Source organism: Neorhizobium phenanthreniclasticum, from assembly GCF_040066075.1.
Taxonomy (GTDB): domain Bacteria; phylum Pseudomonadota; class Alphaproteobacteria; order Rhizobiales; family Rhizobiaceae; genus Neorhizobium; species Neorhizobium petrolearium.
Genome location: NZ_JBEAAL010000001.1, coordinates 795,486 through 819,029 on the forward strand (window position 1 = coordinate 795,486; position 23,544 = coordinate 819,029).

The 23,544-nt window shown below is 60.9% G+C and carries 27 protein-coding genes; 15 read left to right on the forward strand and 12 right to left on the reverse strand.

Going from position 1 to position 23,544, the window contains the following annotated elements:
- Positions 1-8: 8 nt before the first annotated feature.
- Both ABK249_RS03970 and xseA read right to left on the reverse strand, forming a co-directional pair.
- Positions 9-602, reverse strand: coding sequence for an NAD(P)H-dependent oxidoreductase (locus ABK249_RS03970; protein WP_037159454.1), 594 nt, complete (start codon positions 600-602; stop codon positions 9-11).
- Positions 602-2,209: an exodeoxyribonuclease VII large subunit gene (gene xseA / locus ABK249_RS03975; protein WP_227704987.1), complete on the reverse strand. Its 1,608-nt coding sequence runs from the start codon at positions 2,207-2,209 to the stop codon at positions 602-604. The genes ABK249_RS03970 and xseA overlap by 1 nt, the downstream gene beginning before the upstream one ends.
- 302 nt (positions 2,210-2,511) lie before the next feature.
- Here xseA and ABK249_RS03980 point away from each other — a divergent pair, with 302 nt between their 5' ends.
- The 3 genes from ABK249_RS03980 (at position 2,512) to ABK249_RS03990 (ending at position 3,467) form a co-directional block, all read left to right on the forward strand.
- Positions 2,512-2,775 (forward strand): spike base protein, RCAP_Rcc01079 family, encoded by a 264-nt coding sequence (locus ABK249_RS03980; protein ID WP_037159459.1) that lies wholly within the window; start codon positions 2,512-2,514, stop codon positions 2,773-2,775.
- A gap of 96 nt (positions 2,776-2,871) precedes the next feature.
- On the forward strand, positions 2,872-3,102 hold the full coding sequence (locus ABK249_RS03985) for a hypothetical protein (protein ID WP_227704986.1): 231 nt from the start codon (positions 2,872-2,874) through the stop codon (positions 3,100-3,102).
- Positions 3,099-3,467 carry a GtrA family protein gene (locus tag ABK249_RS03990; RefSeq protein ID WP_227704985.1) on the forward strand — a complete coding sequence of 123 codons (369 nt, stop codon included), beginning with the start codon at positions 3,099-3,101 and terminating at the stop codon, positions 3,465-3,467. Before ABK249_RS03985 ends, ABK249_RS03990 begins: the two co-directional genes overlap by 4 nt.
- 6 nt (positions 3,468-3,473) lie before the next feature.
- On the opposite strand, the gene ABK249_RS03995 is transcribed toward ABK249_RS03990, so the two are convergent.
- A complete protein-coding gene (locus ABK249_RS03995) occupies positions 3,474-4,460 on the reverse strand; it encodes a Gfo/Idh/MocA family protein (protein ID WP_348862286.1) in 987 nt (328 codons plus the stop codon).
- A gap of 188 nt (positions 4,461-4,648) precedes the next feature.
- Here ABK249_RS03995 and ABK249_RS04000 point away from each other — a divergent pair, with 188 nt between their 5' ends.
- Together ABK249_RS04000 and ABK249_RS04005 are read left to right on the forward strand one after the other, a co-directional pair.
- Positions 4,649-5,599 (forward strand): aldo/keto reductase, encoded by a 951-nt coding sequence (locus ABK249_RS04000; protein ID WP_348862287.1) that lies wholly within the window; start codon positions 4,649-4,651, stop codon positions 5,597-5,599.
- 59 nt (positions 5,600-5,658) lie between these two features.
- Positions 5,659-6,654, forward strand: coding sequence for an aldo/keto reductase (locus tag ABK249_RS04005; RefSeq protein ID WP_348862288.1), 996 nt, complete (start codon positions 5,659-5,661; stop codon positions 6,652-6,654).
- Positions 6,655-6,906: 252 nt separating this feature from the next.
- On the opposite strand, the gene ABK249_RS04010 is transcribed toward ABK249_RS04005, so the two are convergent.
- The 6 genes from ABK249_RS04010 to infC form a co-directional block, all read right to left on the reverse strand.
- Positions 6,907-7,524 carry a hypothetical protein gene (locus ABK249_RS04010; RefSeq protein WP_348862326.1) on the reverse strand — a complete coding sequence of 206 codons (618 nt, stop codon included), beginning with the start codon at positions 7,522-7,524 and terminating at the stop codon, positions 6,907-6,909.
- Positions 7,525-7,599: 75 nt separating this feature from the next.
- Positions 7,600-10,023: a phenylalanine--tRNA ligase subunit beta gene (pheT, locus tag ABK249_RS04015; protein WP_348862289.1), complete on the reverse strand. Its 2,424-nt coding sequence runs from the start codon at positions 10,021-10,023 to the stop codon at positions 7,600-7,602.
- Positions 10,024-10,038: 15 nt separating this feature from the next.
- The gene (pheS, locus tag ABK249_RS04020) at positions 10,039-11,121 is read right to left on the reverse strand and encodes a phenylalanine--tRNA ligase subunit alpha (protein ID WP_348862290.1); all 1,083 of its coding nucleotides are present in this window, start codon (positions 11,119-11,121) and stop codon (positions 10,039-10,041) included.
- Positions 11,122-11,313: 192 nt separating this feature from the next.
- Positions 11,314-11,718, reverse strand: coding sequence for a 50S ribosomal protein L20 (rplT, locus tag ABK249_RS04025; RefSeq protein WP_037159486.1), 405 nt, complete (start codon positions 11,716-11,718; stop codon positions 11,314-11,316).
- A gap of 37 nt (positions 11,719-11,755) precedes the next feature.
- Positions 11,756-11,959 carry a 50S ribosomal protein L35 gene (gene rpmI, locus ABK249_RS04030; RefSeq protein ID WP_037159489.1) on the reverse strand — a complete coding sequence of 68 codons (204 nt, stop codon included), beginning with the start codon at positions 11,957-11,959 and terminating at the stop codon, positions 11,756-11,758.
- 195 nt (positions 11,960-12,154) lie between these two features.
- Positions 12,155-12,691 (reverse strand): translation initiation factor IF-3, encoded by a 537-nt coding sequence (gene infC / locus ABK249_RS04035; protein WP_081953048.1) that lies wholly within the window; start codon positions 12,689-12,691, stop codon positions 12,155-12,157.
- A 183-nt stretch (positions 12,692-12,874) separates the two neighbouring features.
- Between infC and ABK249_RS04040 the strand changes: the two genes are divergently transcribed.
- Together ABK249_RS04040 and ABK249_RS04045 are read left to right on the forward strand one after the other, a co-directional pair.
- Positions 12,875-13,678 (forward strand): alpha/beta hydrolase, encoded by an 804-nt coding sequence (locus tag ABK249_RS04040; protein WP_348862292.1) that lies wholly within the window; start codon positions 12,875-12,877, stop codon positions 13,676-13,678.
- A 131-nt stretch (positions 13,679-13,809) separates the two neighbouring features.
- On the forward strand, positions 13,810-14,421 hold the full coding sequence (locus ABK249_RS04045) for a transglutaminase-like cysteine peptidase (protein WP_348862293.1): 612 nt from the start codon (positions 13,810-13,812) through the stop codon (positions 14,419-14,421).
- 283 nt (positions 14,422-14,704) lie between these two features.
- Here ABK249_RS04045 and mbfA read toward each other — a convergent pair whose 3' ends face one another.
- On the reverse strand, positions 14,705-15,688 hold the full coding sequence (gene mbfA, locus ABK249_RS04050) for an iron exporter MbfA (protein ID WP_037159496.1): 984 nt from the start codon (positions 15,686-15,688) through the stop codon (positions 14,705-14,707).
- A gap of 240 nt (positions 15,689-15,928) precedes the next feature.
- On the opposite strand from mbfA, the gene ABK249_RS04055 reads away from it, so the two are divergent.
- The 6 genes from ABK249_RS04055 to ABK249_RS04080 all read left to right on the forward strand — a co-directional run bounded on the left by ABK249_RS04055 (position 15,929) and on the right by ABK249_RS04080 (position 19,849).
- Entirely contained in the window at positions 15,929-17,047 is a 1,119-nt protein-coding gene (locus ABK249_RS04055) for a TRAP transporter substrate-binding protein (protein ID WP_037159498.1), read from the forward strand.
- Between the two features lie 135 nt (positions 17,048-17,182).
- Positions 17,183-18,301: a TRAP transporter substrate-binding protein gene (locus ABK249_RS04060; RefSeq protein WP_348862295.1), complete on the forward strand. Its 1,119-nt coding sequence runs from the start codon at positions 17,183-17,185 to the stop codon at positions 18,299-18,301.
- A gap of 353 nt (positions 18,302-18,654) precedes the next feature.
- Positions 18,655-18,864: a cold-shock protein gene (locus ABK249_RS04065; protein ID WP_037159504.1), complete on the forward strand. Its 210-nt coding sequence runs from the start codon at positions 18,655-18,657 to the stop codon at positions 18,862-18,864.
- Between the two features lie 128 nt (positions 18,865-18,992).
- Positions 18,993-19,280: a hypothetical protein gene (locus ABK249_RS04070; protein WP_037160103.1), complete on the forward strand. Its 288-nt coding sequence runs from the start codon at positions 18,993-18,995 to the stop codon at positions 19,278-19,280.
- 52 nt (positions 19,281-19,332) lie between these two features.
- Positions 19,333-19,569, forward strand: a complete 237-nt coding sequence (gene rpsU / locus ABK249_RS04075; RefSeq protein ID WP_037159507.1) for a 30S ribosomal protein S21 — start codon at positions 19,333-19,335, stop codon at positions 19,567-19,569.
- Positions 19,570-19,633: 64 nt separating this feature from the next.
- Entirely contained in the window at positions 19,634-19,849 is a 216-nt protein-coding gene (locus tag ABK249_RS04080) for a hypothetical protein (RefSeq protein ID WP_037159510.1), read from the forward strand.
- 61 nt (positions 19,850-19,910) lie between these two features.
- On the opposite strand, the gene ABK249_RS04085 is transcribed toward ABK249_RS04080, so the two are convergent.
- Together ABK249_RS04085 and ABK249_RS04090 are read right to left on the reverse strand one after the other, a co-directional pair.
- Positions 19,911-21,128, reverse strand: coding sequence for an MFS transporter (locus ABK249_RS04085; protein WP_348862296.1), 1,218 nt, complete (start codon positions 21,126-21,128; stop codon positions 19,911-19,913).
- 196 nt (positions 21,129-21,324) lie between these two features.
- Complete coding sequence (locus tag ABK249_RS04090; RefSeq protein WP_348862297.1) at positions 21,325-21,492, reverse strand: hypothetical protein; 168 nt, start codon at positions 21,490-21,492, stop codon at positions 21,325-21,327.
- Between the two features lie 148 nt (positions 21,493-21,640).
- Here ABK249_RS04090 and ABK249_RS04095 point away from each other — a divergent pair, with 148 nt between their 5' ends.
- Together ABK249_RS04095 and ABK249_RS04100 are read left to right on the forward strand one after the other, a co-directional pair.
- Positions 21,641-22,258, forward strand: a complete 618-nt coding sequence (locus ABK249_RS04095; RefSeq protein WP_348862298.1) for a TetR/AcrR family transcriptional regulator — start codon at positions 21,641-21,643, stop codon at positions 22,256-22,258.
- Between the two features lie 57 nt (positions 22,259-22,315).
- Positions 22,316-23,521, forward strand: a complete 1,206-nt coding sequence (locus ABK249_RS04100) for an MFS transporter (protein WP_227705267.1) — start codon at positions 22,316-22,318, stop codon at positions 23,519-23,521.
- The last annotated feature ends 23 nt before the right edge of the window (positions 23,522-23,544 follow it).

Consider the following 23,544-nt stretch of genomic DNA (forward strand, 5'->3'; position numbering starts at 1 on the left):
CTGATCGGTTACCGCAAGACCTGGAGCGCGGCCCTGACGCGCTCCAGGTGCCACTTCCGCTTCTCGTCGGTCGCACGGTCCATGTCGTGCAGCGCCAGCATGCGGAAATCGACCTTTTTGCTGCAGAAGATCGCAATACCGCGCCTCAACTGCCGGCGAACGGGATCGCCCATATAGAATTTCACGATCCACCAGGGTGAGCCGGTCGTCGTGAAGGCCCAGAAATGGCGAATATTGGTAAGCAGCGGAATGATCCGCCCACCGGCCTTGTCATGGCGGAAGGCCACGCCCGGCGCGAAGACGCGATCGAAGAAGCCCTTCAGGATCGCCGGCAGATTGAACCACCATTGCGGAAAGACGAGGATCAGCGCTTCCGCCGCCTGCAGCCGCGCAACCAGATCGGCGACATCAGACGTATCGTAAGGCACGTCGAAATAACCGCGCCGCTCCTTCTCCGTCAGCCGCGGATCGAAACCTTCTGCATAAAGATCAAGAAGATCGACCGTATGGCCGCCTGCCTCCAGGGTCTCGCGTGCCGCACGAGCGACGGAAGCCGCAAAGCTTTCGGGCACGGGATGGGCGAGAACCAGTAGAACCCGCATCAGAAGAGGCTGCCCTGCTTCGGCTTGTCACTCCCGCTTTCAGGCTTCACCACACGCTTTTTCGGCTGTGGCGGAGCGAGAGGCCGCTCGGCGAGCTCACCACCCGCTCCCGTCACAGCTGCGATACGTCCATCGGCGAATTCGACAGCGATCGCCTTTCCCTCACCAATGCCGGCAGCACGGGTCAGCGGCCTGTCGTCTTCCCCGCGCACCACGGCAAAGCCGCGCTTCAGCACATTCTTGTAGGAGAGCGACTGCAACACGCGATCCTGTGCCGTGATCGCCGAACGGCTGCGGGCAAGCGTGTGCGAAACCGCCGTATCCGCATGACGAGACAACGACGTGAGATGCTGCCGATCGCGCTGCAACTGGCCGATCAGCCGCGCCGGCAGGGCCTTCAACGATGCCTCGAATTTCGCAACGCGCCCGCGTTCTCGCAACAACTGCCGTTCGAGGCAGCGTTCGCTGCGTGTGATCCGGTCGGCCAGCAATTGCCGCTGCTGGGCAAGGCGGTTCGTGAGCAGTTCCAGCCGGAGACCCGATGAGGCTCGCTCGAAACTGCGACGCTTGACGACGGTCGTACGCTCAAGCCCACGTCCGAGACCGGCTGCCGCCTCATCGAAACGGCGCCGCGGCAAAGCCAGCAACTGGTCAAGCGAAGGAAGCGCGCGGACCAGCGCCCTTACGGACTGGCGGCGCAGGTCCATCTGACGGCTGGCGCAACCCCGAAGGCGCGCCGTCAGGTTGGCAATCTGCGCGTCCAGATCGGCCTTGACCGGCACGGCCATTTCCGCCGCACCCGTCGGCGTCGGGGCACGCACATCCGCCGCATGGTCGATCAGCGTCCAGTCGGTTTCATGGCCGACGGCTGAGATCAACGGGATCTCGCTTTCCGCCGCAGCCCGCACCACCGCTTCGTCGTTGAAGCTCCAGAGATCCTCAAGGCTGCCGCCGCCGCGCGCGACGATCAGCACGTCCGGCCGCTTGACGGGGCCGCCCGGAACAACCGCATTAAAGCCGCGGATCGCTGCGGCCACCTCGTCACCCGACCCTTCGCCCTGTACTTTCACCGGCCAGACGATGACATGCACCGGAAAGCGGTCGGAGATGCGGTGCAGGATGTCGCGGATGACGGCGCCGGTCGGCGAAGTCACGACACCGACCACATGCGGCAGGAAGGGAAGAGGCCGCTTGCGGTTCTGATCGAACAGGCCCTCGGCTGCAAGCCGCCGGCGTCGCTCCTCGATCAGTGCCATGAGCGCGCCAGCGCCTGCCGGCTCTAGGCTCTCGATGACGATCTGGTATTTGGACGAGCCCGGAAACGTGGTGACCTTGCCGGTCGCGATGACTTCCATGCCCTCTTCAGGCCGGAATTTGATGCGCGGGAAGGTGCCCTTCCAGATGACAGCATCGATGCGGGCGCGGTCGTCCTTCAGCGAGAAATAGGCATGACCCGAGGAATGCTGGCCGCGATAGCCGGAAATCTCGCCCCGCACCCGCACGTGGTCGAAAGCGTTCTCGACCGTGCGCTTGATCGAGCCGGAGAGTTCCGACACCGAATATTCAGCGACGTTCGTAGGCGAATCGTTGGCGATAAGACTGTTCATCCCGTTCTTTTAAAGGATGTGGCACGCAAATTCACCATCCGAAGCGCAGCGAAACGGGGACGATTGGTCTCGAAAAGCGAGGCCGAAGCGGAAGGTTTCCGAGGAGCTGCCGCAACATTTTCCCGGCTCCCTCATTGCGCAACCGCTTGAACCAGCATCTTTTCTTTTTTCACGACGGCCACATTTCCTTTCTGTGGAGCAGCCCGGATTTCCGGAATCCGATGTTTTTTCGCCCTCAAATTTCCCCGGAGCAGGGAGAAAAGCGACAATGACGGCGAAGGACATTCAAGGAGATTTCGCCCATGCACGACCGTTTCGCCAACATGCAAGCCTCGCTTTCCGGCCCCGCCTCTTCCGGTTTTTCCATCACGCCCAGCGACGGCAGCGATCTGCCAGAGGCCACGCGGGCGCTCTATGTGGGGACCGGAGGCAATCTGACGGTGCGGATGCTTTCCGGCGAAACGCTGACGCTCTCGAATGTCTCGTCCGGCAGTCTTCTGCCGCTGAGGATAACCCGTGTCCTTGCGACCGGAACGACGGCAGCGGCGATTGCCGGGCTCGTCTGATGAAAGTGCCTAGGATTTCTGAATAGGAATCCGGCAAGCATTTGTTAGCACGCGGCGAATATGCTTGCTTCACCCGGAACGGAAAGGAGATGTCGAGTGCTTTTTTTGACCGCTGCATCGATAGGCGTTTGTGCCGGCATGATGCGGTCTGCCTTTTCGGTGGCGTTCATCGCGTTTCTGATCGTCGCCACGTTTGCGCTCGCCACCCTCACCTCGCCCGGGCCGGCATCCTATCTCAATCTCCTGATCGCCATTCTCGGCTACAATGCCGGCCTGATCAATTTTCTCGCCGGTCTTCTCCTCATCCGTCGCCTTCGCGCGGCATGAAGCGGCTCTTCCGGTTGCTGATTGCGGGGGGCGGCGGCTTTCTCATCGATGCCGGGCTCACGCATATCCTCATCGAAGCCGGCAGATTTGGCCCGTTCCTCGCCCGCATCCCGGCGATCATGGCCGCCATGGCTTTCGCCTGGCTCGTCAACCGCACCTTCGGCCGATCCCCCCGTTCTCCCGCTGCCGAAGGCTTTCGCTACCGGGCGATCGGCATCACCGCAGCCTTGCTCAACTACGCCGTCTATTCGGCGCTCATGTACCGGGCGTCGTTCCTGCAGCCGGTCGTCGCGGTCACCTTCGCGTCGCTGGCGGCCATGGTCTACAGTTTCTTCGGCTATTCGCGCTTCGTCTTCCGGCACTGAGCCACATCAGACCGCTTCCCAGCCGTCGTGACCCCCGGCGCGATAGATGGCGTCGATGAACTTCTGGTTCAGAAGCGAATTTTCGAGCGTCACGACCTCGGCCTTCTCCCCCTTCGCAGCGCGCGCGAAGGTTTCGACCTGTCGTTTGTACTGGCGGCTGTCGGGGAAGCGGAAAATCTGCGAGGTCGCATGGTTCTGGTTGGCGACCTCGATCTCCTCGGCGCCCCAGCGGTTGGCGTTGAAGGGCGATTTCACCTCGATGTAGCCCTCGGTGCCGTGGAAGACCATGACCTGGCGGGCGGCCATCTGGGTGGCAATATAGAAGGTCAGTTCGAACGAACCGAAATCCGCCTTGATGCTGGAATAGATGTCCGTGCCGAAGCCCGGATCACGCTCCACCTTCGCCTGCACCTTGAACGGCTCCTTCTCTGTGACGAAGCGCGTGGTGATCGTCGGGTAGACGCCGATATCCGGCAGCGCCCCGCCGCCAAGTTCGGGAATGTTGCGCATGTTCGAGGGATCGCGATTGAAATAGGTGAAAGCGCCCTGCACATGCTTCAGTTCGCCGATCGCCTTTTCCCTCAGAAGTTCGCGCACCTTCAGCCAGACCGGCGCGTAAGTCACCATGAAGGCTTCCGAAATCAGCACCTTGTTACGGTCCCGCGCGGCGATCAGCGCCTCGATCTCGCTGGCATTCAGCGCGATCGGCTTTTCACAGAGCACGTGCTTGCCGGCTTCCGCGGCTTTTATCGACCATTCCACGTGCTGGCTGGTCGGCAGGGGGATATAGATCGCGTCGATCACGTCCGAGGCGAGCATCTCCTCGTAGGAGCCGAAGGCATGTGGCGCGCCAAACCGGTCTGCCAGCGCCCGGGCCTTGGCGAAATCGCGGCTCGCGAAGGCCGTCACCACACAGTTTTCCGCATCCTGAATGGCCGGCACCACCAGTTCGCGGCCGATCTTGGCAGTCGACAGGATTCCGAAACGCAGCATGGCAACCTCCATTTAAACACTGGCGCCGCACTTTATTGGGCAGGCCGGACCGGCGCAACGGATGCTGGATGCCCCGCTTGAAAAAGTGAATGTCCGCGCAAAATAAGGACTGGCCGTCGGCGGAACATCGGCTAATCTCAGGGTCCTTTCTCAAGCTATCCACTCACTTTAAAAATTTGGAGGAAACCATGGAGCTGCGCGCACTCGGCCGGACCGGCCTTTCCATTTCGCCTGTCGTTTTCGGCGGCAACGTCTTCGGCTGGACAGCCGACGAAAAAACCTCCTTCGACATGCTCGATCGGTTTTTCGCTGCCGGCTTCAACACAATCGACACGGCAGACTCCTATAACCGCTGGGTGCCGGGCCATGTGGGCGGCGAGTCCGAGACCATCATCGGCAACTGGCTGAAGCGTGGCGGGATTTCCCGCGACAAGGCCATCATCGTCACCAAGGTCGGCTCCGATATGGGCCAGGGCAAGAAAGACCTTTCCGCCAAATGGATCCTTGAGGAAGTCGAGAATTCTCTCCGCCGCCTCCAGACCGACTATATCGACCTCTACCTCGCCCATTGGCCGGACGAGACCACGCCCTATGAAGAGACGCTTGGCGCTTTCGCGAAACTCAAGGAAGCCGGCAAGATCCGTGCGATCGGCTGCTCCAACCTCGACGCCAGGATGCTGCAGGATTCCTTTGACGCTGCGGAGAAAGCCGGCCTGCCGCGCTACGACGTGCTGCAGCCCCAGTACAATCTCTACGACCGCGGCAGTTTTGAAGGACCGCTCGCCGAGCTCTGCATCAGGGAAGAGATCGGCGTCATCAATTATTACGGCCTCGCTTCGGGCTTCCTGACGGGGAAGTATCGCGACACGGCCGACACGGAAGGCAAGGCGCGCGGCGCTCGGGCGCTGACCTATCTCAACGACAAAGGTCTTCGCATCCTCGCCGCCCTCGATGAAGTGGCCGTGGAAACCAACACGGAACCCGCCTCGATCGCGCTTGCCTGGCTCATCCAGCGGCCGGGCGTCACCGCGCCGATCGCCAGCGCCACCAGCGTCGAACAGCTGGAAGCGATCATCGCGGCCGGCAACCTGACGCTTTCCGACGATCAGATGAAAATGCTGAATGAGGCCGGCGCCTGATATTTTCCGCGGGCATGGCAACACGCCCGACATCCCGTTCGATCCTGAAGGAGGGTCCCATGAAAATGAGGAAGCTCGGAAGAGAATTGACCGTCTCCGCAATCGGTCTTGGCTGCATGGGCATGAGCCATGCTTATGGCGGCCAGGACGAGCAGGAGGCAATCAGGACGCTGCATCGCGCCGTCGAACTCGGCGTCAACTTCTTCGATACGGCGGAGGTCTACGGACCGTTCAGGAACGAAGAACTGGTCGGCAAGGGCCTGAAGTCGTTCCGCGACAAGGTGGTGATCGCCACCAAGTTCGGCTTCAAGATCGACGCGAATGCATCGGATTCCCGTGCCATGTCCGGGCTCGACAGCCGTCCGGAACATGTCCGCGAAGTCGCCGAGGCCTCACTGAAACGACTTGGCATTGACGTGATCGATCTTCTCTACCAGCACCGGGTCGATCCCGATGTGCCGATCGAGGATACGGTCGGCGCCATGGCCGAACTCGTGAAGGAAGGCAAGGTGCGGGCGCTCGGGCTTTCCGAAGCGGGTGCAGAGGTCATCCGGCGGGCCCATGCGGTGCATCCGATCACGGCGCTGCAGAGCGAATATTCGCTCTGGACCCGCGATCCGGAAGGAGAAATCCTCGATACCTGCCGGGAGCTCAACATCGGCTTCGTGCCTTTCAGCCCGCTCGGCCGTGGTTTTTTGACCGGCAAGGTTCAGAAGCCGGAAGATTTCGGAGCCGACGATTTCCGCCGTACGCTGCCACGTTTCAGCGCAGAAAACATGGCGGCCAACGCCTCCCTGGTGAAATTGCTGGAGGACATGGCAGCGGAAAAGGGCGTCACCGCCGCGCAGCTCGCACTCGCCTGGGTGCTCCACCAGGGAGATTTCATCGTGCCGATCCCCGGCGCCAGAAAAATCCCGCATCTGGAGCAGAATGTCGCCGCAACCGAGATCACGCTCTCGACCGATGAGCTCAAGACCCTCGGCGACATGCTGGCTCCGGAAAAATTCTCCGGCGCACGCTACGGGCAGCGGGCAGCAGCCTGGACGAACCGGTGAATTGAATTTTTGTCCTGCATGTCATGCGTTGGGTGCAGCGTGTGACATGCAGGACAAATCCATGGCCACCCTCAGCATCCGCGTCGATGATGATATCAAAGTCCGCTGGGCCAAACTCTCAGCCGATTTCGGCTTATCTGTCGGATCAAGATGGAAGGCGGCGAATACATTCTGATTATCCGAGTTGCTCACCGCGGCACGGCCTATGATCCTCGCAATGTCGCCAAGAACGACAAACGATCCGAATGGCAATTAACTTTTCAGCTCCGGAAACCCCTCGTAGAATTCGGAATGGTCGCCTTCATTGTTGGCCATGCCGATCTTCGTCAGCACGCCGCGGGGCTCGGCGAAACTCCGGATGCGACGGGCCGGCTTTTCGTGCCACTGGATGTTCATCGCCCAGAGCTTCGGGAAGACCATGATCGACGCATAAGGCAGATGATCGTGGATCCACCATGCCATCCTTTGCCAGTCCCCCTCCCGGCCGTAATTGTCGATCAGCCACGGCACGACGACGCAGGCGGTCGCACCCATGAAACCCTGCGCGTCGCGCAGATCCCAGATGTGGTCGGCCGCGGTGTTGGCATTTGACGAACAGTTCAGGTTGTTCCTGTTGCCGAATTCGTTGACCTTCGGTGAACGGTAGCCGGAGCGCAGATGCAGCCGGCCGAACGTCGCCTGCAGCGGTTCCAGCAATTCCTCGCAGAGATGCCGGCCCGCCTCGATCGCCAGGTCCGGATCCTCGGGAATGTTCGGGATGCCGTAGAAATTGGCGATCTCGGAAAACAGGAAATCACGGAAGAAGAAGTTCTTCGACAGCCGCACGCGGCCGAGTTCCTCCAGCCCTTTCATCGATCCCGGCGTGCGCATCATCCCCTCCAAACGAAAAGCCTGCCCCCTTGGAGGGGACAGGCTATCTCTCAGAGGTGATTCACACCACCCGATTTAGGCCCGCAGCACGCCACCCGTCGTTTTCTCGACATTGGCGACGATCTTGGCGGTCAGCGCCTCGAAATCCTCGTCGGTGAGCGTCCGCTCGACCGGCTGGATCAGAACCTCGATCGCCACCGACTTCCTGCCCTCGCCGAGCGAGGCACCCTCGAAGACGTCGAAGACGTTGACGCCGGTGATCAGCTTGCGGTCGGCGCTCGATGCCGCCTTGACGATCGCGCCGGCCTCCACATCGCTTCCCACCACGAAGGCGAAGTCGCGTTTCACCGCCTGGAAGGGCGAAAGCTCCAGCGGCGGCTTGGTGCGGGTCGCCTTCTTCTTCGGTTCCGGCATGGCGTCGAGGAAGACCTCGAAGCCGCAAAGCGCGCCGGACACATCGAGCGCACCAAGCGTCTTCGGATGGAATTCGCCGAAATAGCCGAGCACGACCTTCGGCCCCATCTTGATCGTGCCGGAACGGCCCGGATGATACCAACCCGGCGCACCGGCCTCGATCTGGACATTGCTCATCGGCAGGCCACAGGCCTCGACGACAGCCAGCGCGTCCGACTTGGCGTCGAAGACGTCGACCGGCTTGCCGCCGCCCTTGGCATTGTTGGACCAGAGGCGGCCAGTCCCGTTGATCGAGGCCGTGCCACGACGGACGCCGCCCGCCACGCGACGCTGGCCTTCCGGCGTATCGGTCTCATAGGTGCCGGAGACCTCGAAGATCGCGACGTCGCCGAAACCCTTGTCGGCATTGCGCTGTGCGGCCGTCAGCAGGCCGGGCAGCAGCGAGGGCCGCATGTCGGACATGTCGGACGCGATCGGGTTTGCGAGTTTCAACTCACGCTGCCCACCGCCGAAAAGCTTCGCCTGGTCTTCGGAAATGAAGGACCAGGTGACCGCTTCCAGCATGCCGCGGGATGCAAGCGCCCGTTTCGCGGTGCGGGTGCGCACCTGAAGCGTGGTCAGAATCCTGCCGTTGACGCTGGCAAGCCTGTCGATCGCCTCCGGCTTGATCTGATCGACGCCATGGATGCGCATGACCTCTTCGACGAGATCGGCCTTGCCGTCGATATCCGGTCGCCAGGACGGGACAGTGACAGATACACGTCCCCCCGAGCCCTCGACCGCGAAGCCGAGGCGGGTGAGGATCTGCCGGCTCTCCTCGGTCGAGACTTCGAGACCCGTCAGGCGCTTTACTTCCGAGAACGGGAAATCGACGATCTTCGACTGATGACCTTTGTAACCAACGACTTTCGCTTCTGCAGCTGTGCCGCCGCAAAGCTCAAGCACCAGCTCGGTCGTCCGGTCGAGGCCGGGCACCATGTATTCCGGATCGACGCCACGCTCGAAACGATAGCGCGCATCGGTGATGATGCCGAGCGCGCGGCCGGATTTGGCGATATTGATCGGGTCCCAGAGCGCCGACTCGATCAGCACATCGACCGTGTTCTCGTCGCAGCCGGAATGCTCGCCGCCCATGATGCCGCCGATCGATTCCACGCCGTTTTCGTCGGCGATGACGACATTGTTCGGGGTAAGCCGATACTCACGCTGGTCGAGCGCCAGAACTGTCTCGCCTTCCAGCGCGCGGCGGACCGTCAGGCCGCCCGTCACCTTGGCCGCGTCGAAAACGTGCATCGGCCGGCCCTGGTCGAACGTCATGTAGTTTGTGATGTCGACCAGCGCGTTGATCGGACGAAGGCCGATCGCCTTCAGCCTCTGCTGCATCCAGGCGGGGCTCGGGCCGTTCTTCACGCCGCGCACGAGGCGAAGCGCGAAGCCGGGGCAGAGCCCGTCGTCATCGAGGATGATCTTGAGGCCGACCGAAGTCTCGCCTTCCGTCTTGAAGGCAGGTTTGGCATGCGGCTTCAGCGTGCCGAGGCCCGCGGCGGCGAGATCGCGCGCGATGCCGTGGATCGACGTGCAGTCCGGGCGGTTCGGCGTCAGGTTGATCTCGATGACCGGATCATCGAGCCCCGCATAGGACGCGAAAGGCGTGCCCACCGGCGCATCCGCCGGCAGGTCGATGATGCCGTCGTGATTGTCCGACATGTCGAGTTCCTTCTCGGAACACATCATGCCGTGGCTCTCGACGCCGCGGATATTGCCGACGGCAAGCGTCACATCGATACCCGGAACGTAAGTGCCAGGTTTCGCAAACGCGCCAATCAGGCCGGTGCGGGCGTTCGGCGCCCCGCAGACGACCTGCACCGGCTTGCCGTCACCGGCATCGACCATCAGCACCTTGAGCCGGTCCGCCTGCGGATGTTTTTCGGCGGAAATGACCCTTGCGATGACGAAAGGCTTGTAGGCCGCCTTGTCGTCGACATCCTCGACCTCAAGGCCGATCGCCGTCAGGCGTTCGCAGATTTCGTCAAGCGTAGCATCCGTTTCCAGATGATCCTTCAGCCAGGAAAGCGTGAATTTCATTGGTCCAATCCTCCCTTATACGCTCAAACCGCCGAACAGCGTCGGCATGTCGAGCGGACGGAAGCCGTAGTGATTCATCCAGCGGACATCGGCGTTGAAGAAGTCGCGCAGGTCCGGCATGCCGTATTTCAGCATTGCGATGCGATCGAGACCCATACCCCAGGCAAAACCCTGGAACTCATCGGGGTCGAGCCCGCCGGCCTTCAGCACGTTCGGATGCACCATGCCGCAGCCGAGGATTTCCATCCAGTCGGTGCCCTCGCCGAACTTGACGATCGGACCGGAGCGGTCGCACTGGATGTCCACTTCGAAACTCGGCTCGGTGAACGGGAAGAAGGACGGGCGGAAGCGCATCGTCACCGACGGTACTTCGAAGAAGGCCTTGCAGAACTCTTCCAATATCCAGCGCATGTGGCCGACATGCGACTTGCGGTCGACGACGAGACCCTCGACCTGATGGAACATCGGCGAGTGGGTTGCATCCGAATCCTGGCGATAGGTCTTGCCCGGAATGACGATGCGGATCGGCGGCTTCTCAGCCTCCATCGTGCGGATCTGCACCGGCGATGTATGCGTGCGCAGAACCTTGCGCTCGCCCTTTTCATCGGCCGAGAAGAAGAAGGTGTCGTGCATCTCGCGGGCCGGGTGGCCTTCCGGAAAGTTCAACGCCGTGAAGTTGTAATAGTCCGTCTCGATATCCGGGCCTTCGGCGATCGAAAAGCCCATGTCGGCGAAGACCGCGGTAATCTCGTCGACGATCTGGCTGATCGGATGGATACGGCCGCGCTCGGCGGGCGAGGAGCGCACCGGAAGGGTAATATCCACCGTTTCCGCCTTCAGCCGCGCCTCGATCGCCGCATCCCTCAAGACCGTCTTTCGGGTCGTGATCGCGTCAGTGATCTCGTTCTTCAGCGCGTTGATCGCGGCACCGCGGCTCTGGCGCTCCTCCGGCGACATGGCGCCCAGTGTCTTCAGGAGTTCGGAGACCGAACCCTTCTTGCCAAGCGCTGCGACGCGCACCGCCTCGATCGCGGCTTCATCGCCGGCACCGGCAATTTCCGCCAGAAGCGAAGTTTTCAGGTTTTCCAGATCGGACATGGTTTCTTCCGTGTGATGGTCGGAGAGATCTATTCAGACGTCATAACGGGCAGTTTACGGGCATTTCAGTCGTTGCAGCGTCCTTTGCACGTTGCGGCCGACATGCGGCGCTGCAATGAAAAACCCGCGCCGGCCCAAACCAGCGCGGGTTTCCCAAAATCAGTGAAGCTAATGAAGCCTGGGAAGCGCTGGTTAACGAACCGCGCTTTCAAACTCGTTGGCCGTACCGGCTTCCTTGAGATATTCGAGAGCCTTCTTGGAGGCTTCGACGAGTGCGCCGAAGGCGGCCGGCTCATGGATCGCCATGTCGGACAGAACCTTGCGGTCGACTTCGATGCCAGCCTTGTTGAGGCCGTCGATGAAACGGCCGTAGGTCAGGCCGAACTCACGGACGGCAGCGTTGATGCGCTGAATCCAGAGAGCGCGGAAATTCCGCTTCTTCACGCGACGATCGCGTGTCGCCATCTGCCGGGAGCGATCGACGGCAGCCTTGGCTGCGCGGATCGTGTTCTTGCGGCGGCCGTAGAAACCCTTGGCTGCCTTCAAAGTCTTGGTGTGCTTGGCGCGGGAAGTTACGCCCCGTTTTACGCGTGCCATGTCATGATCTCCTTAATGATCCAAAGCGACGAGGGTCTCAGAGACCGTTCGGCAGGTAGCTCTTGATAACCTTCTTGCCATCGGGTTCGGCAAGGATCATCGTTCCGCGCGCATCGCGGATGAACTTGTTGGACCGCTTGATCATGCCGTGGCGCTTGCCAGCGGCGGCTGCGACGACTTTGCCGGTTGCGGTGATCTTGAACCGCTTCTTGGCAGCCGATTTCGTCTTCATCTTGGGCATTTTGCTACTCCGTTTTGTATCGAACCGACGGACGAGGCCGGTTTCAAGCATTTGGAACGGCCACGGCATGCCCTGCCGGACCGTTCGGACGCGCGCTTATAACCGCAGTCGGTCAAAAGCGCAATGGGAAAGAAGGCGTGTCGGGAAACCGGCGGGAATGCCGGCGAAACCGCGGAATGCAGGAAGGTGCGGCGCTTATTTCGGCGCCAGCACCATCATCATCTGGCGACCTTCGAGCTTCGGCTCGGCTTCGACCTTGGCGATCTCCTGGGTGTCGTCCTTCACCTGGAGCAGGAGCTTCATCCCGAGTTCCTGGTGGGCCATTTCACGGCCACGGAACTTCAAGGTCACCTTCACCTTGTCGCCCTCCTCGAAGAAGCGATTGATCGCCTTCATCTTCACCTCATAATCATGGGTGTCGATGTTGGGGCGCATCTTGATCTCTTTGACTTCGACGATCTTCTGCTTCTTGCGGGCTTCGGCCGCCTTCTTCTGGTTCGCATATTTCAGCTTGCCGAGGTCGAGAATCTTGCACACCGGCGGATCGTTGTTCGGCGAGATCTCGACAAGATCAAGACCGGCTTCCTCTGCCATCCTGAGGGCTTGGTCGGTGGGAACCACACCGAGGTTCTGGCCTTCGGCATCGATAAGCTGGACCTTGGGAATGCGAATTTCCCTGTTGGCGCGCGGCCCCTCCTTGACGGGGGCATCGGCTTTGAATGGTCTGCGAATGGTCGTATTCTCCTGATTGTTTCGAAACGCAAGCAACGACTTTCACCTGACCCCGCCTGCGGCCGGGGGCAATGTCGTGATCGCTCGCGCGAAGTCAATAGCACGTTGTCATGAAAAAATCACCTGCTGTCGCATGCTGCGAATTTGTTTTATACGCGCGGCAAAACGTGCAAGGAACCCGCCATGACAGAGGCCGCAGCCCACATCACCGAAAAGAGGATCACCGTAGGCGAAGGGCCGGCCGGCCGCGAGATTGCGATCCTCCACCGGGCTGCGCAGAAGAAGACCGGCCTCGCTTTCGTCTGGCTCGGCGGCTACCGGTCCGACATGTCCGGCACCAAGGCAGTGGAACTCGACGCCTTGGCGGGTGAACTCGGGATTGCGGCCATCCGGTTCGACTATTCCGGCCACGGCATTTCCGGTGGGGCTTTCCGGGACGGCACCATTTCCCGCTGGCTCGAAGAGGCGCTGGCCGCCCTCGATGACATCAAGCCGAAGCGCGTCATCCTTGTCGGTTCCTCCATGGGCGGCTGGATCGCGCTGCGGCTGGTGCAGGAACTGAAGAAACGGAAAAAGGCGCCGCAGATCGACGGCATCGTGCTGATCGCGCCGGCGCCGGACTTCACCGCGGAGCTTATCGAGCCGAACCTGACGGATGCGGAGCGTCGGTCGCTTGCCGAACGCGGCTATTTCGAAGAACCTTCGGAATACAGCCCCGAGCCCAACATCTATACCCGCGACCTGATCGAGGACGGCCGCAGGAACCGCGTGCTGACCGGGATTATCGAAACCGGCTGTCCGGTCACCATCCTGCAGGGCATGAAGGATTGCGACGTGCCTTACCAGCACGCCCTGAAGCTCGTCGAATTCCTGCCGGCCGACGACGTCGTGCTGACCCTGGTCCGCGATGGCGACCACCGGCTTTCAAGGCCGCAGGACATCGAAAAATTGAGGGCTGCGGCCTCAGCCCTAATTATGCATGATTAAATTTTGGCCTGAGACAAAAAAACAGCAGCCTTAACCATAATATCACGAGCCAAACATTAACAAATCTTCACCGATTGACTCTTGCGCCCGTCCAATCTTAACTTTTCGTTAGGAATTTAAGGGACGGGTCCATGATGAGAGCCTTGCAGGCACGGCTTGCCGTGATCCTAGTCAGCGTACTTGTACCAGTGAGCGCAGCAGTGCCGGCTCCAAAGTCGATGAATTCCATGGTTACAGGCGCAGTCACGTCCCAGCCGATCGGTCATTACGAATTCTGCCAGAAATATCAGTCTGAATGTTCGATCAGGGGCCGTTCGGCTTCGGCTCCCAAGATCAGCGCCAAGGGCTGGGCTCTGGTTCGCCAGGTCAACCGATCCGTCAACGGCCGCTTCTTCGCCAAGACCGACAAGGAAATCTACGGTCGGGAAGAAGTGTGGGCCTATCCCACCAATTTCGCCGACTGCGAGGATTACGCACTCGAGAAGCGTAAGGAATTGGCAGCTCGGGGCTTTGCCCTTTCCGATCTTCTCATGACTGTCGTCCGCAAACCCGACGGCGAGGGACATGCAGTCCTGACGCTTCGCACCTCCGACGGCGACTTCATTCTCGACAACCTCGATAATGAGGTGAAGCCCTGGTATCAGACGCCTTACACGTTCCTGAAGCGCCAGGCATCCTTCAATACAGGCCGCTGGGTGACGATCGAAAACGGCCGGGACGTTCTTGTCGGCGCATTGCGCTGATCAACGGGTCAGCACGGGGGACCCAGGACCGCCTGCGATCATCTGATCGCAGGCGGTTTTGTTTAACGACCTGAAAGAGAAAAGTCTGCCGCACCGGCGATCTGCCCTTCGCTTTGGGCCCAGGGCGTTCGGTGCTCAAAACGCCCTACCGGAGCATTTTGCCGGCTGCGCCTTCGGGATCGACTATGCCGCACCGACGACCGGCCCTTCGCTCCAGGCTCAGGGCGTTCGTCACTGCAATCGATTCACTGGATCGATTGCTCGGGCTTCGCCCGACCGTTCCTCACCCATTGCCGATCAATATACCGGCCGCCAGCACCAGCGAACCGCCAAAGACCACCTGGAAGACGGCGCGCAGGAATGGCGTTTCCATGTAGCGGTTCTGGATGAAGGCAATCGCCCAGAGCTCGAAGAAAACGACAATCGCGGCCACGGTGGTGGCTGTCCAGAAATGCGGAATGAGATAGGGCAAGGCATGGCCGAGGCCGCCGATCGCCGTCATGATGCCGGAAGCAAGCCCGCGTTTGACCGGCGAACCGCGGCCGGAAATCTTCCCGTCGTCATGGGCCGCTTCCGTAAAGCCCATCGAGATGCCTGCCCCGACCGAAGCGGAGAGTCCGATCAGGAAGGTCGACCACGTATCTCCCGTGGCGAAGGCCGCCGCGAAGATCGGAGCAAGCGTCGAGACCGAGCCGTCCATCAGGCCCGCCAGACCCGGCTGGACATAGGTAAGGATGAACTGGCGCCGCGCGGTTTGATCCTCTTCCGACTTTACATCCTCCGGCACATGCTTCTCGCTCAGCAGGCGGGCGATATCCTCATGCCCCTCCTCTGCAAGCGCGAGATCGCCCAGCAGTTTGCGGGTCGAGGCGTCGGAAACGCGCTTGGTCGCCTCCCTGTAGAATCGCGCGGCCTGCTGCTCCATGGCCTCGGTCTCGGCCCGCACTGTCTCAAGCGGCAGGTTCTTCCTGAGCCAGTCGGGCTTGCGCTCGTAGAAGCCGCGCACATGCTCCCGGCGGATCAGCGGGATGCGTTCGCCGAAGCGGGAGCGGAACATCTCGATCAGCATGTTCCTATGGGTCTGCTCGACCTCCGCCATATCCTCGAAGACCTTCGCGGAGGATGGATACTGCTCCCGCAAACTGTCGGCATAAGCCAGGTAGATGCGGGAGTCTTCCTCTTCCGAGGTGATGGCGAGAGCGAGAATTTCCTCCTCGCTCAGAGAATCAAACGATCGTTTGGATGCGGGCAAAAGACGGCCTAACATGAAAACCTCTTATTAGAATAATTCTAAACTAAGCCGTAAACGGGAAACTTCAAGAGACTTTTTTGCCGCGCGGGAATTTGGCGCCCGTCTTAATTTGGAAAAGCAATTTTTGAAAAGGACTGCCGCGCCGCGGCGTAATCTTCCGGATTTTTTGCTTGCCGTTCCCGAAACGAAAGGATTAAGAGCGGCCCGCACGGGCGAAAATCCGGCACCTCCCAAAGTCAAGAAGGCCTTATTCCCATGAACCGCAGACATTTCTTCCGGCAGGCAGCGACCGCCGGCGTGGGCGCCGCTGCCGCGACCGCGCTTACCGCTCCCCTGGCCGCACCGGCCATCGCCCAGGAAAATCCGAAGCTCTCCTGGAGGATGACCTCCTCCTTCACCAAGAACACCGATATCCTTTTCACCGCTTCGACCGAGATTGCGGAAAGCGTGAAGGAAGCCTCCGACGGCAACTTTACCATCGAAACCTACGCTGCGGGTGAGATCGTCCCCGGCCTTCAGGCGGCCGACGCAGTTGCGGCCGGAACCGTCGAGATGGCGCATAGCTGCTGCTACTATTACATCGGCAAGGACCCGACTTTCGCGCTCGGCACGGCCGTGCCCTTCGGTCTCAACGCGCGGCAGACCAATGCCTGGTTCTCCGTCGGCGGCGGCAACGAGCTGATCAACGACTTCCTCGCCGGCTACAATCTCTATGCATTGCCGGCCGGCAATACCGGCGCGCAGATGGGCGGCTGGTTCCGCAAGGAGATCAACACGATCGACGACCTGAAGGGCCTGAAGATGCGTATCGCCGGGCTTGCCGGCCAGGTCATGCAGAAGGTCGGAGTCACGCCGCAGCAGATCGCCGGCGGCGACGTCTATGCCGCTCTCGAAAAGGGCACGATCGACGCCACCGAATTCGTCGGCCCTTATGACGACCGGAAACTCGGCTTCGTGAAGGTCGCGAAATATTACTATTATCCGGCCTGGTGGGAAGGCGGCCCGGCCGTGCATGCCTTCTTCAACCTGGAAAAGTTCAAGGCGCTGCCGAAGAGCTACCAGCGCATGCTGAAGGATGCCTGCGCCAATGCCAATACCAACATGCTCGCCCGCTACGACGCGCATAACGCCAAGGCGCTCAAGCAGCTCGTTGCAGAAGGCGCGGTTCTGAAGCCCTTCAGCCAGGAAATCCTCGACGCGAGCTATCAGGCGGCGCAGGAAGTCTATGCGGAAATCACCGCAAAGAACCCGACTTTCAAGAAGATCTACGACAGCCAGCAGGAGTTCAAGAAGGACGGCTACCTGTGGAACCAGATCGCCGAATATACCTACGACACCTACATGATGGTCCAGCAGCGCAAGGGCACGCTCTGATCATCGCGTTCATGTGAAAGAGCGAAATCCCGGAGCGATCCTCCGGGATTTTGCTTGCCGTTCCCGAAATGAAAGGATTATGAGCGGTATCATACCCTTTCAGCGCGTATCTTTCCGAAGTCGAGGAGACCTTCCATGAACCGCAGACATTTCTTGCGACAGGCCGCGACAACAGGCGCCGGGGCCGCCGCCGCGACGGCGCTTGCCGCCCCTCTGGCCGCACCGGCCATCGCCCAGGAAAACCCGAGCATCACCTGGCGGCTGACCTCCTCCTTCCCGAAGAGCCTCGACATCATCTTCGGCGCCGCCAACGAGATCGCCGAAAGCGTCAAGAACGCCACGGACGGCAAATTCACGATCCAGATCTTCGCCGCCGGCGAGATCGTGCCCGGCCTTCAGGCAGCGGACGCCGTCGCCAATGGCACGGTCGAAATGGCGCATACCTGTTCCTACTACTATATCGGACAGGACCCGGCCTTCGCGCTCGGCACCGCCATTCCTTTCGGCCTCAACGCCCGCATGACGAACGCCTGGTTCACGGCGGGCGGCGGCAACGAGCTGATCAACGAATTCCTGGCACCGCGCAATCTCTATGCCCTGCCGGCCGGCAACAGCGGCACGCAGATGGGCGGCTGGTTCCGCAAGGAGATCAACACGATCGATGATCTGAAGGGCCTGAAGATGCGCATCGCCGGGCTCGCCGGCCAGGTCATGCAGAAGGTCGGCGTCACGCCCCAGCAGATCGCTGCGGGCGACGTCTATACGGCGCTTGAAAAGGGCACGATCGACGCTACCGAATTCGTCGGCCCCTATGACGATCAGAAGCTCGGCTTCGCGAAGGTTGCGAAGTATTATTACTATCCGGCCTGGTGGGAAGGCGGCCCTGCCATGCATGCCTTCTTCAACCTGGAAAAGTTCAACGCCCTGCCGAAAAGCTACCAGCAAATCCTGGCGAATGCCTGCGCGTCGGCCAACATGAGCATGCTCGCCAATTACGACGCGCATAACGCCAGGGCGCTCAAGCAGCTCGTCGCCGAAGGTGCGATCCTGAAGCCGTTCAGCCGCGAAATCATGGATGTCTGCTTCAAGGCAGCAATGGAAACCTATGCAGAGCTCTCGGCCAGGAGCCCGGCGTTCAAGAAGCTCTACGACAGCCAGCAGGCTTTCAAGAAGGACGCCTATCTCTGGGCCCAGGTCGCGGAATATTCCTACGACACCTTCATGATGACACAGCAGCGCAACGGCACACTCTGACCGCCATCCCTCGCTTAGGAAGCCCGGAGAATTCCGGGCTTCCTGACCCGACGCCGATCCGTCCGGCCGTCTTCGAAAGCCTCTTCGTCTCTGCGGAGAGAGAATTTGTCTTTCAATAATACGTTTCAAAATCAAACCCTTGGGTGAGGAATTCCCGCTTTCGTCCCGGTGCTGGGAAAATTAAATCGACCATTGAGCATTGATTATCCGGGGATAAGGCATATATTGCCGACATCGAAAATTGCTTGCGACCTTTGTCAACGAGCTTTGCGCTCTGTCAGATTTCCTCTCAAATATCGATCAAAGCGGACGAAATACTGTCCGATAACTCTAGCGATTGAAAGGAAATCGTTATGAACACTGGCACCGTAAAGTGGTTCAACAGCACCAAAGGTTTTGGCTTCATTCAGCCTGATGACGGCGCGACGGACGTTTTTGTCCATGTTTCCGCTGTCGAACGCGCTGGCATGTCCTCGCTGGCAGAAGGTCAGAAGATCTCTTACGAGATCGTTCGCGACCGCAAGTCCGGCAAGAGCTCGGCCGACAATCTGCGGGCTGCATAAGGATGTCATTCGCCTCGGCTGACCACGGATGTACTGGCAGCTAGCGCTTGAATGACCGGAAGAGGTCGGGGTAACGCCCGGCCTTTTTGTTTTTGTCCGGCTTCCCGGCCGGGCTCAAGGAGAAAAAGATGAGCCCGAACATCTATGCCGTCAACGATCTCGTCGTCTTGAAGGCGGGATTGACGCGGACGGCCACGGGCGACCGCACATGCCGGATCGTTGGACTTTTACCGGCGGCTGATCGCGGGGAGCATCAATATCGCGTGCGCTTCGACAACGAGAACTTCGAACGGCGTATCGTTGCGAGTGATATCGACACATCGGCGACCGCAACGTCAGCTACAAAAGGCGAGACCGCGCCGACAGGATCCGGCGAGCCGTGGCTCAAGCCATCGCGCATCCGCATCGGAAAGTAAGTTTCAACCCCTTGATTGAAGACGGGTTTACCCGCAATGGAAAGGATATAGTTTGCAGGTTCTTGTTAGAGACAACAACGTCGATCAGGCACTTCGGGTGCTCAAGAAGAAGATGCAGCGCGAAGGCGTCTTCCGCGAAATGAAGGCGCGCAGCGCTTACGAGAAACCTTCCGAAAAGCGTGCCCGTGAAAAGGCCGAGGCCATCCGGCGTTACCGCAAGCTCGCCCGCAAGAAGGCTCAGCGCGAAGGTCTGCTGCCGGCGCCAAAGAAGGTCGTGCGTACGCGTTGATATCTGTCGGACCGCCCGGACTTTCTCCACAGGCCCAGACTTTCTCTACAGGAAGGAGGATCTCATGACCGCAACCAAAGACGAATTCTTCAATCCCACCAAGCTTTCCGCGCGTGACAAGGCCGCAGCCACCGATCATACGGCTCGCGCCATCATTGCCGCGGAAACATCGCAACGGGAAAAGAAAACCGAAAAGCTCAAGCAGCTTCGACTTCAGCGCGAAGCCGACCAACCGCCGCAAGCGCCCCCGAAGAGCCGCAAGAGACCGGCTGGTCATTGAGATCCGCAAAAGCCCGGGACTCCCGGGCTTTTCCTATTTCGCGATAGGGCGCCGCAGCGGCTCATGCCGGCTGGAGCTTCTCCTCTTGCCGGCCCGGCAGTGGCGGGAAGGCGAGTGCGATCAGGACCGCGCCGAGACCGACCAGCGCCGAACCGAAGAACAGCCAGTTGTAATTGTTGAACTGGTCGAAGGCCCAGCCGCCGGCCAGCGGACCGAAGGCCATGCCGATACTTGACAGCATGGTTGCGCCGCCAAGAACGGTACCCAGGATCCGAGGCGCGAAATATTCGCCCGCCAGAACCGCATAGAGCGGCATGACGCCGCCATAGGTTCCGCCGAAGATCACCGCGAGCATGTAGAATTGGGTGAGGTCGGCGGCCATCGTATAGGCGGCGATCACCGCAGCCTGGATCATCAGCCCGCCGATCAGCACCGGCTTGACGCCGAATTTATCCGCCAGCACCCCGAACAGCACGCGGCCGCCAAGCCCTGCTGCCCCCTCGACACTGTAGATCGTTACCGCCGCCATCGGCGCGACGCCGCAGAACATGGCATAGCTCACCATGTGGAAGATCGGGCCGGAATGGGCCGCGCAGCAGGCGAAGAAAGTGAAGGCCAGCACCAGGAACTGCGGCGAACGCAGAATTTTTGAAAGCGGGATGCCTGATCCTTCCGCTCCGGTTTCCGGATGTGCGCTGGGCGCGGCCGCGACCGCCGGCGGATTGCGCACCAGCAGTGCCGCCGGCAGAAGCAGCACCCATGCCCCGACGCCGATCAGGAACATGGCCATCCGCCAGTCGTCATAATAGGTGATCAGCCAGCGGGCGAAGGGCGAAATCGTCATCGGCGCGACACCCATCCCGGCGGATACGAGCGAGACGGCAAGGCTGCGATGCTTGTCGAACCAGGACATGGTGAGCGCGATCATCGGCGCAAAGAAGGCGCTCGCGGACAGGCCCACGAGGCAGCCGTAGATGACCTGGAAAAGGAAAAGATTCTGCACCTGGCTTGTCAGCACAAGCGCCAGCCCGAGCAAGGCCGCGCCGATCAGCACGACGATACGTGCGCCGTAGCGGTCGCTCGCCGTACCCCAAAGAAAGCCGCCAAGCCCCATCACGATGAAATTCAGTGTCATCGCACTGGAAATGCCGGCATGCGACCATCCGGTATCGGTCGCGATCGGCTGCAGAAAGATGGCGAGCGAAAACATCGTGCCGACGGCGACGCAGCCCATAAGCGCCCCCGCAGCGACAATCACCCAGCGATAATTGGTCATCATGCCCTACTCCCATTTGCCATAGGTTCCGAGATCCGGATGCGCGGCGCACCCTCCGCAGCGCCATCCCGAACCAAGGACGCACGGCATCGCCCTTTCCCGACAGGCTTCTCGTTTTTTTTCGAAACCGGATTTGCCGACGATACAACAAAAGCCCCGCACGCGGCGGGGCTTCCGAAACTTCTTCTTTGCCGTGACGTCAGGCGCCCGTATTCGGGCGGGCCTTGCCGACATTCTGATTGGTCGAAGCGGTCTTGCCGTCCGGCTGCTGGCCATAATAGGTACCGCCGAGATGGCCGCCGCCGCTGGTGTTCTCCACCTGCTGCTCGGCGCGTTTCACGGCTTCCTTCACGTCGCTCTTGCTCATGTCTGTCCTCCAGCTTTTTACGTTGGTGACAAAGGCTGAACCCCTCTGCGGCGGATATGTTCCGTTTTTCACCCGGCCCGGTCCTCTTGACGAAACTCAATTCGACATCTATTTGGGAACGACCATTTCCAAATTAAGCCGACATATCATGGATAATCCCATTTCCGACGTCGCCGTACGCTTACCCGGCCGCCCGCGCGAATTCGAGATCGACGAAGCCCTGGACAAGGCAATCATCGTCTTTTCGGAGCGCGGCTATCATGCGGCTTCGATTTCCGAACTCAAGGAAGCCATGGGCCTTGCCGCCGGCAGTCTCTACAAGGCGTTCAAGGACAAGAAGGCGATCTTCCTGGCTGCCTTCGACCGCTACAAACAGGTGCGCAATGCGCTTCTGGATGAGGAACTTGCCGACAGTGAAAGCGGCCGTGACAGGGTTTTCCGCCTGCTGCGCTTTTATGCCGAAGCCTCGCATGGCGAAAGCGGCCGGCGTGGTTGTCTTGTCGTCGGCACGGCCATCGAGCTTGCCGTCTACGACAAGGAAGCCGCCGAGCGGGTCGACCGGTCGATGCAACGCAGCGAAGCTCTTCTCAATGCCCTGATCCGCGAAGGGCATGCGGATGGCTCGATCCCGCAGACGGTCGATCCGGATACGACGGCACGCCTCCTGCTTTCCGTCACCCAGGGCCTGCGCGTACTCGGCAAGACCGGCCCCGATCGCGATCGCGCTTTTTCCGTGGTCGAGGCGGCCATGAAACTTCTCGATTGATTTTCTAACCCGATCCTTTCTCCCAAGGAGCTTTTCGTGACAAGCAATTCCGCCGCCATGGCCGCACCGGCCAGTTCACACGCGATGTCCGCCGGCATGACCTTCGTCATGGCTGCGGCCTGCGGCCTGATCGCCGCCAATCTTTATTACGGCCAGCCGCTCGCCGGTCCGATCGCGGCCTCGATCGGGCTTCCTGCGCATGCGACGGGCCTTATCGTGACGCTCACCCAGATCGGCTATGGTCTCGGCCTGCTGCTGATCGTGCCGCTCGGCGACCTTCTCGAAAACCGCCGGCTGATCGTGACGATGGTCGGCGCCGCGGCGATCGCGCTTCTCGCGGCAGGGTTCTCCACCGCAGTCCTCCCCTTCCTCGCCGCCTCGCTGGCGATCGGGCTTGCCTCCACCGCGGTGCAGATGATCGTGCCCTTCGCGGCCAATCTGGCGCCGGACGCCCATCGCGGCCGAGTCGTCGGAAACGTCATGAGCGGGCTGATGGTCGGCATCATGATGGCCCGGCCGGTTTCGAGCTTCATCGCCCGGTTTTCCTCCTGGCACCTCGTCTTCTTCCTGTCGGCCGCCGTCATGATCGTTCTGGGCTTCATACTCGCGACGCGCCTGCCGACGCGCATGCCGCAGACGAAGCTTTCCTATCTCAGCCTGCTTGCATCGATGGGGCGCCTCTATGCGACCCAGCCGGTCCTGCGCCGCCGCGCCTTCTATCAGGCCTGTCAGTTCGCCGCCTTCAGCCTGTTCTGGACGGTGACGCCGCTGGTTCTGGCCGGTCCCGCCTTCCAGCTCACCCAGGCCGGCATCGCCCTCTTCGCGCTTGCCGGTGTCGCCGGCGCCATCGCCTCGCCGATCGCGGGGCGCCTGGCAGACCGCGACCTCGGAAAGCCTGCCACGCTCTTCGGCATCCTCGCCGTGGCAGCAGCCTTCGCGATGACCCATATCGCTCCGGAAGGCTCCATCATCGCGCTGGCGCTCCTGACACTCGCGGCGATCCTGCTCGACTTCGGCGTCACCATGACGCTCGTCATCGGCCAGCGGGCGATCTACGGGCTTGGGGCCGATCTCCGCAGCCGCCTGAACGGCCTCTTCATGGCAACCTTCTTCTGCGGCGGCGCGATCGGTTCAGCGGTTGGCGCCTGGGCCTTCGCCGAAGGCGGCTGGATGCTCGCCTCCATGATCGGCCTTGCGCTTCCCGTCATCGCCTCGCTCTATTTCCTGACGGAAAGGCGGCCTCAGCCGGTGCCGGCGGAATAGGGGCCGGCACGCAGGAATAACGA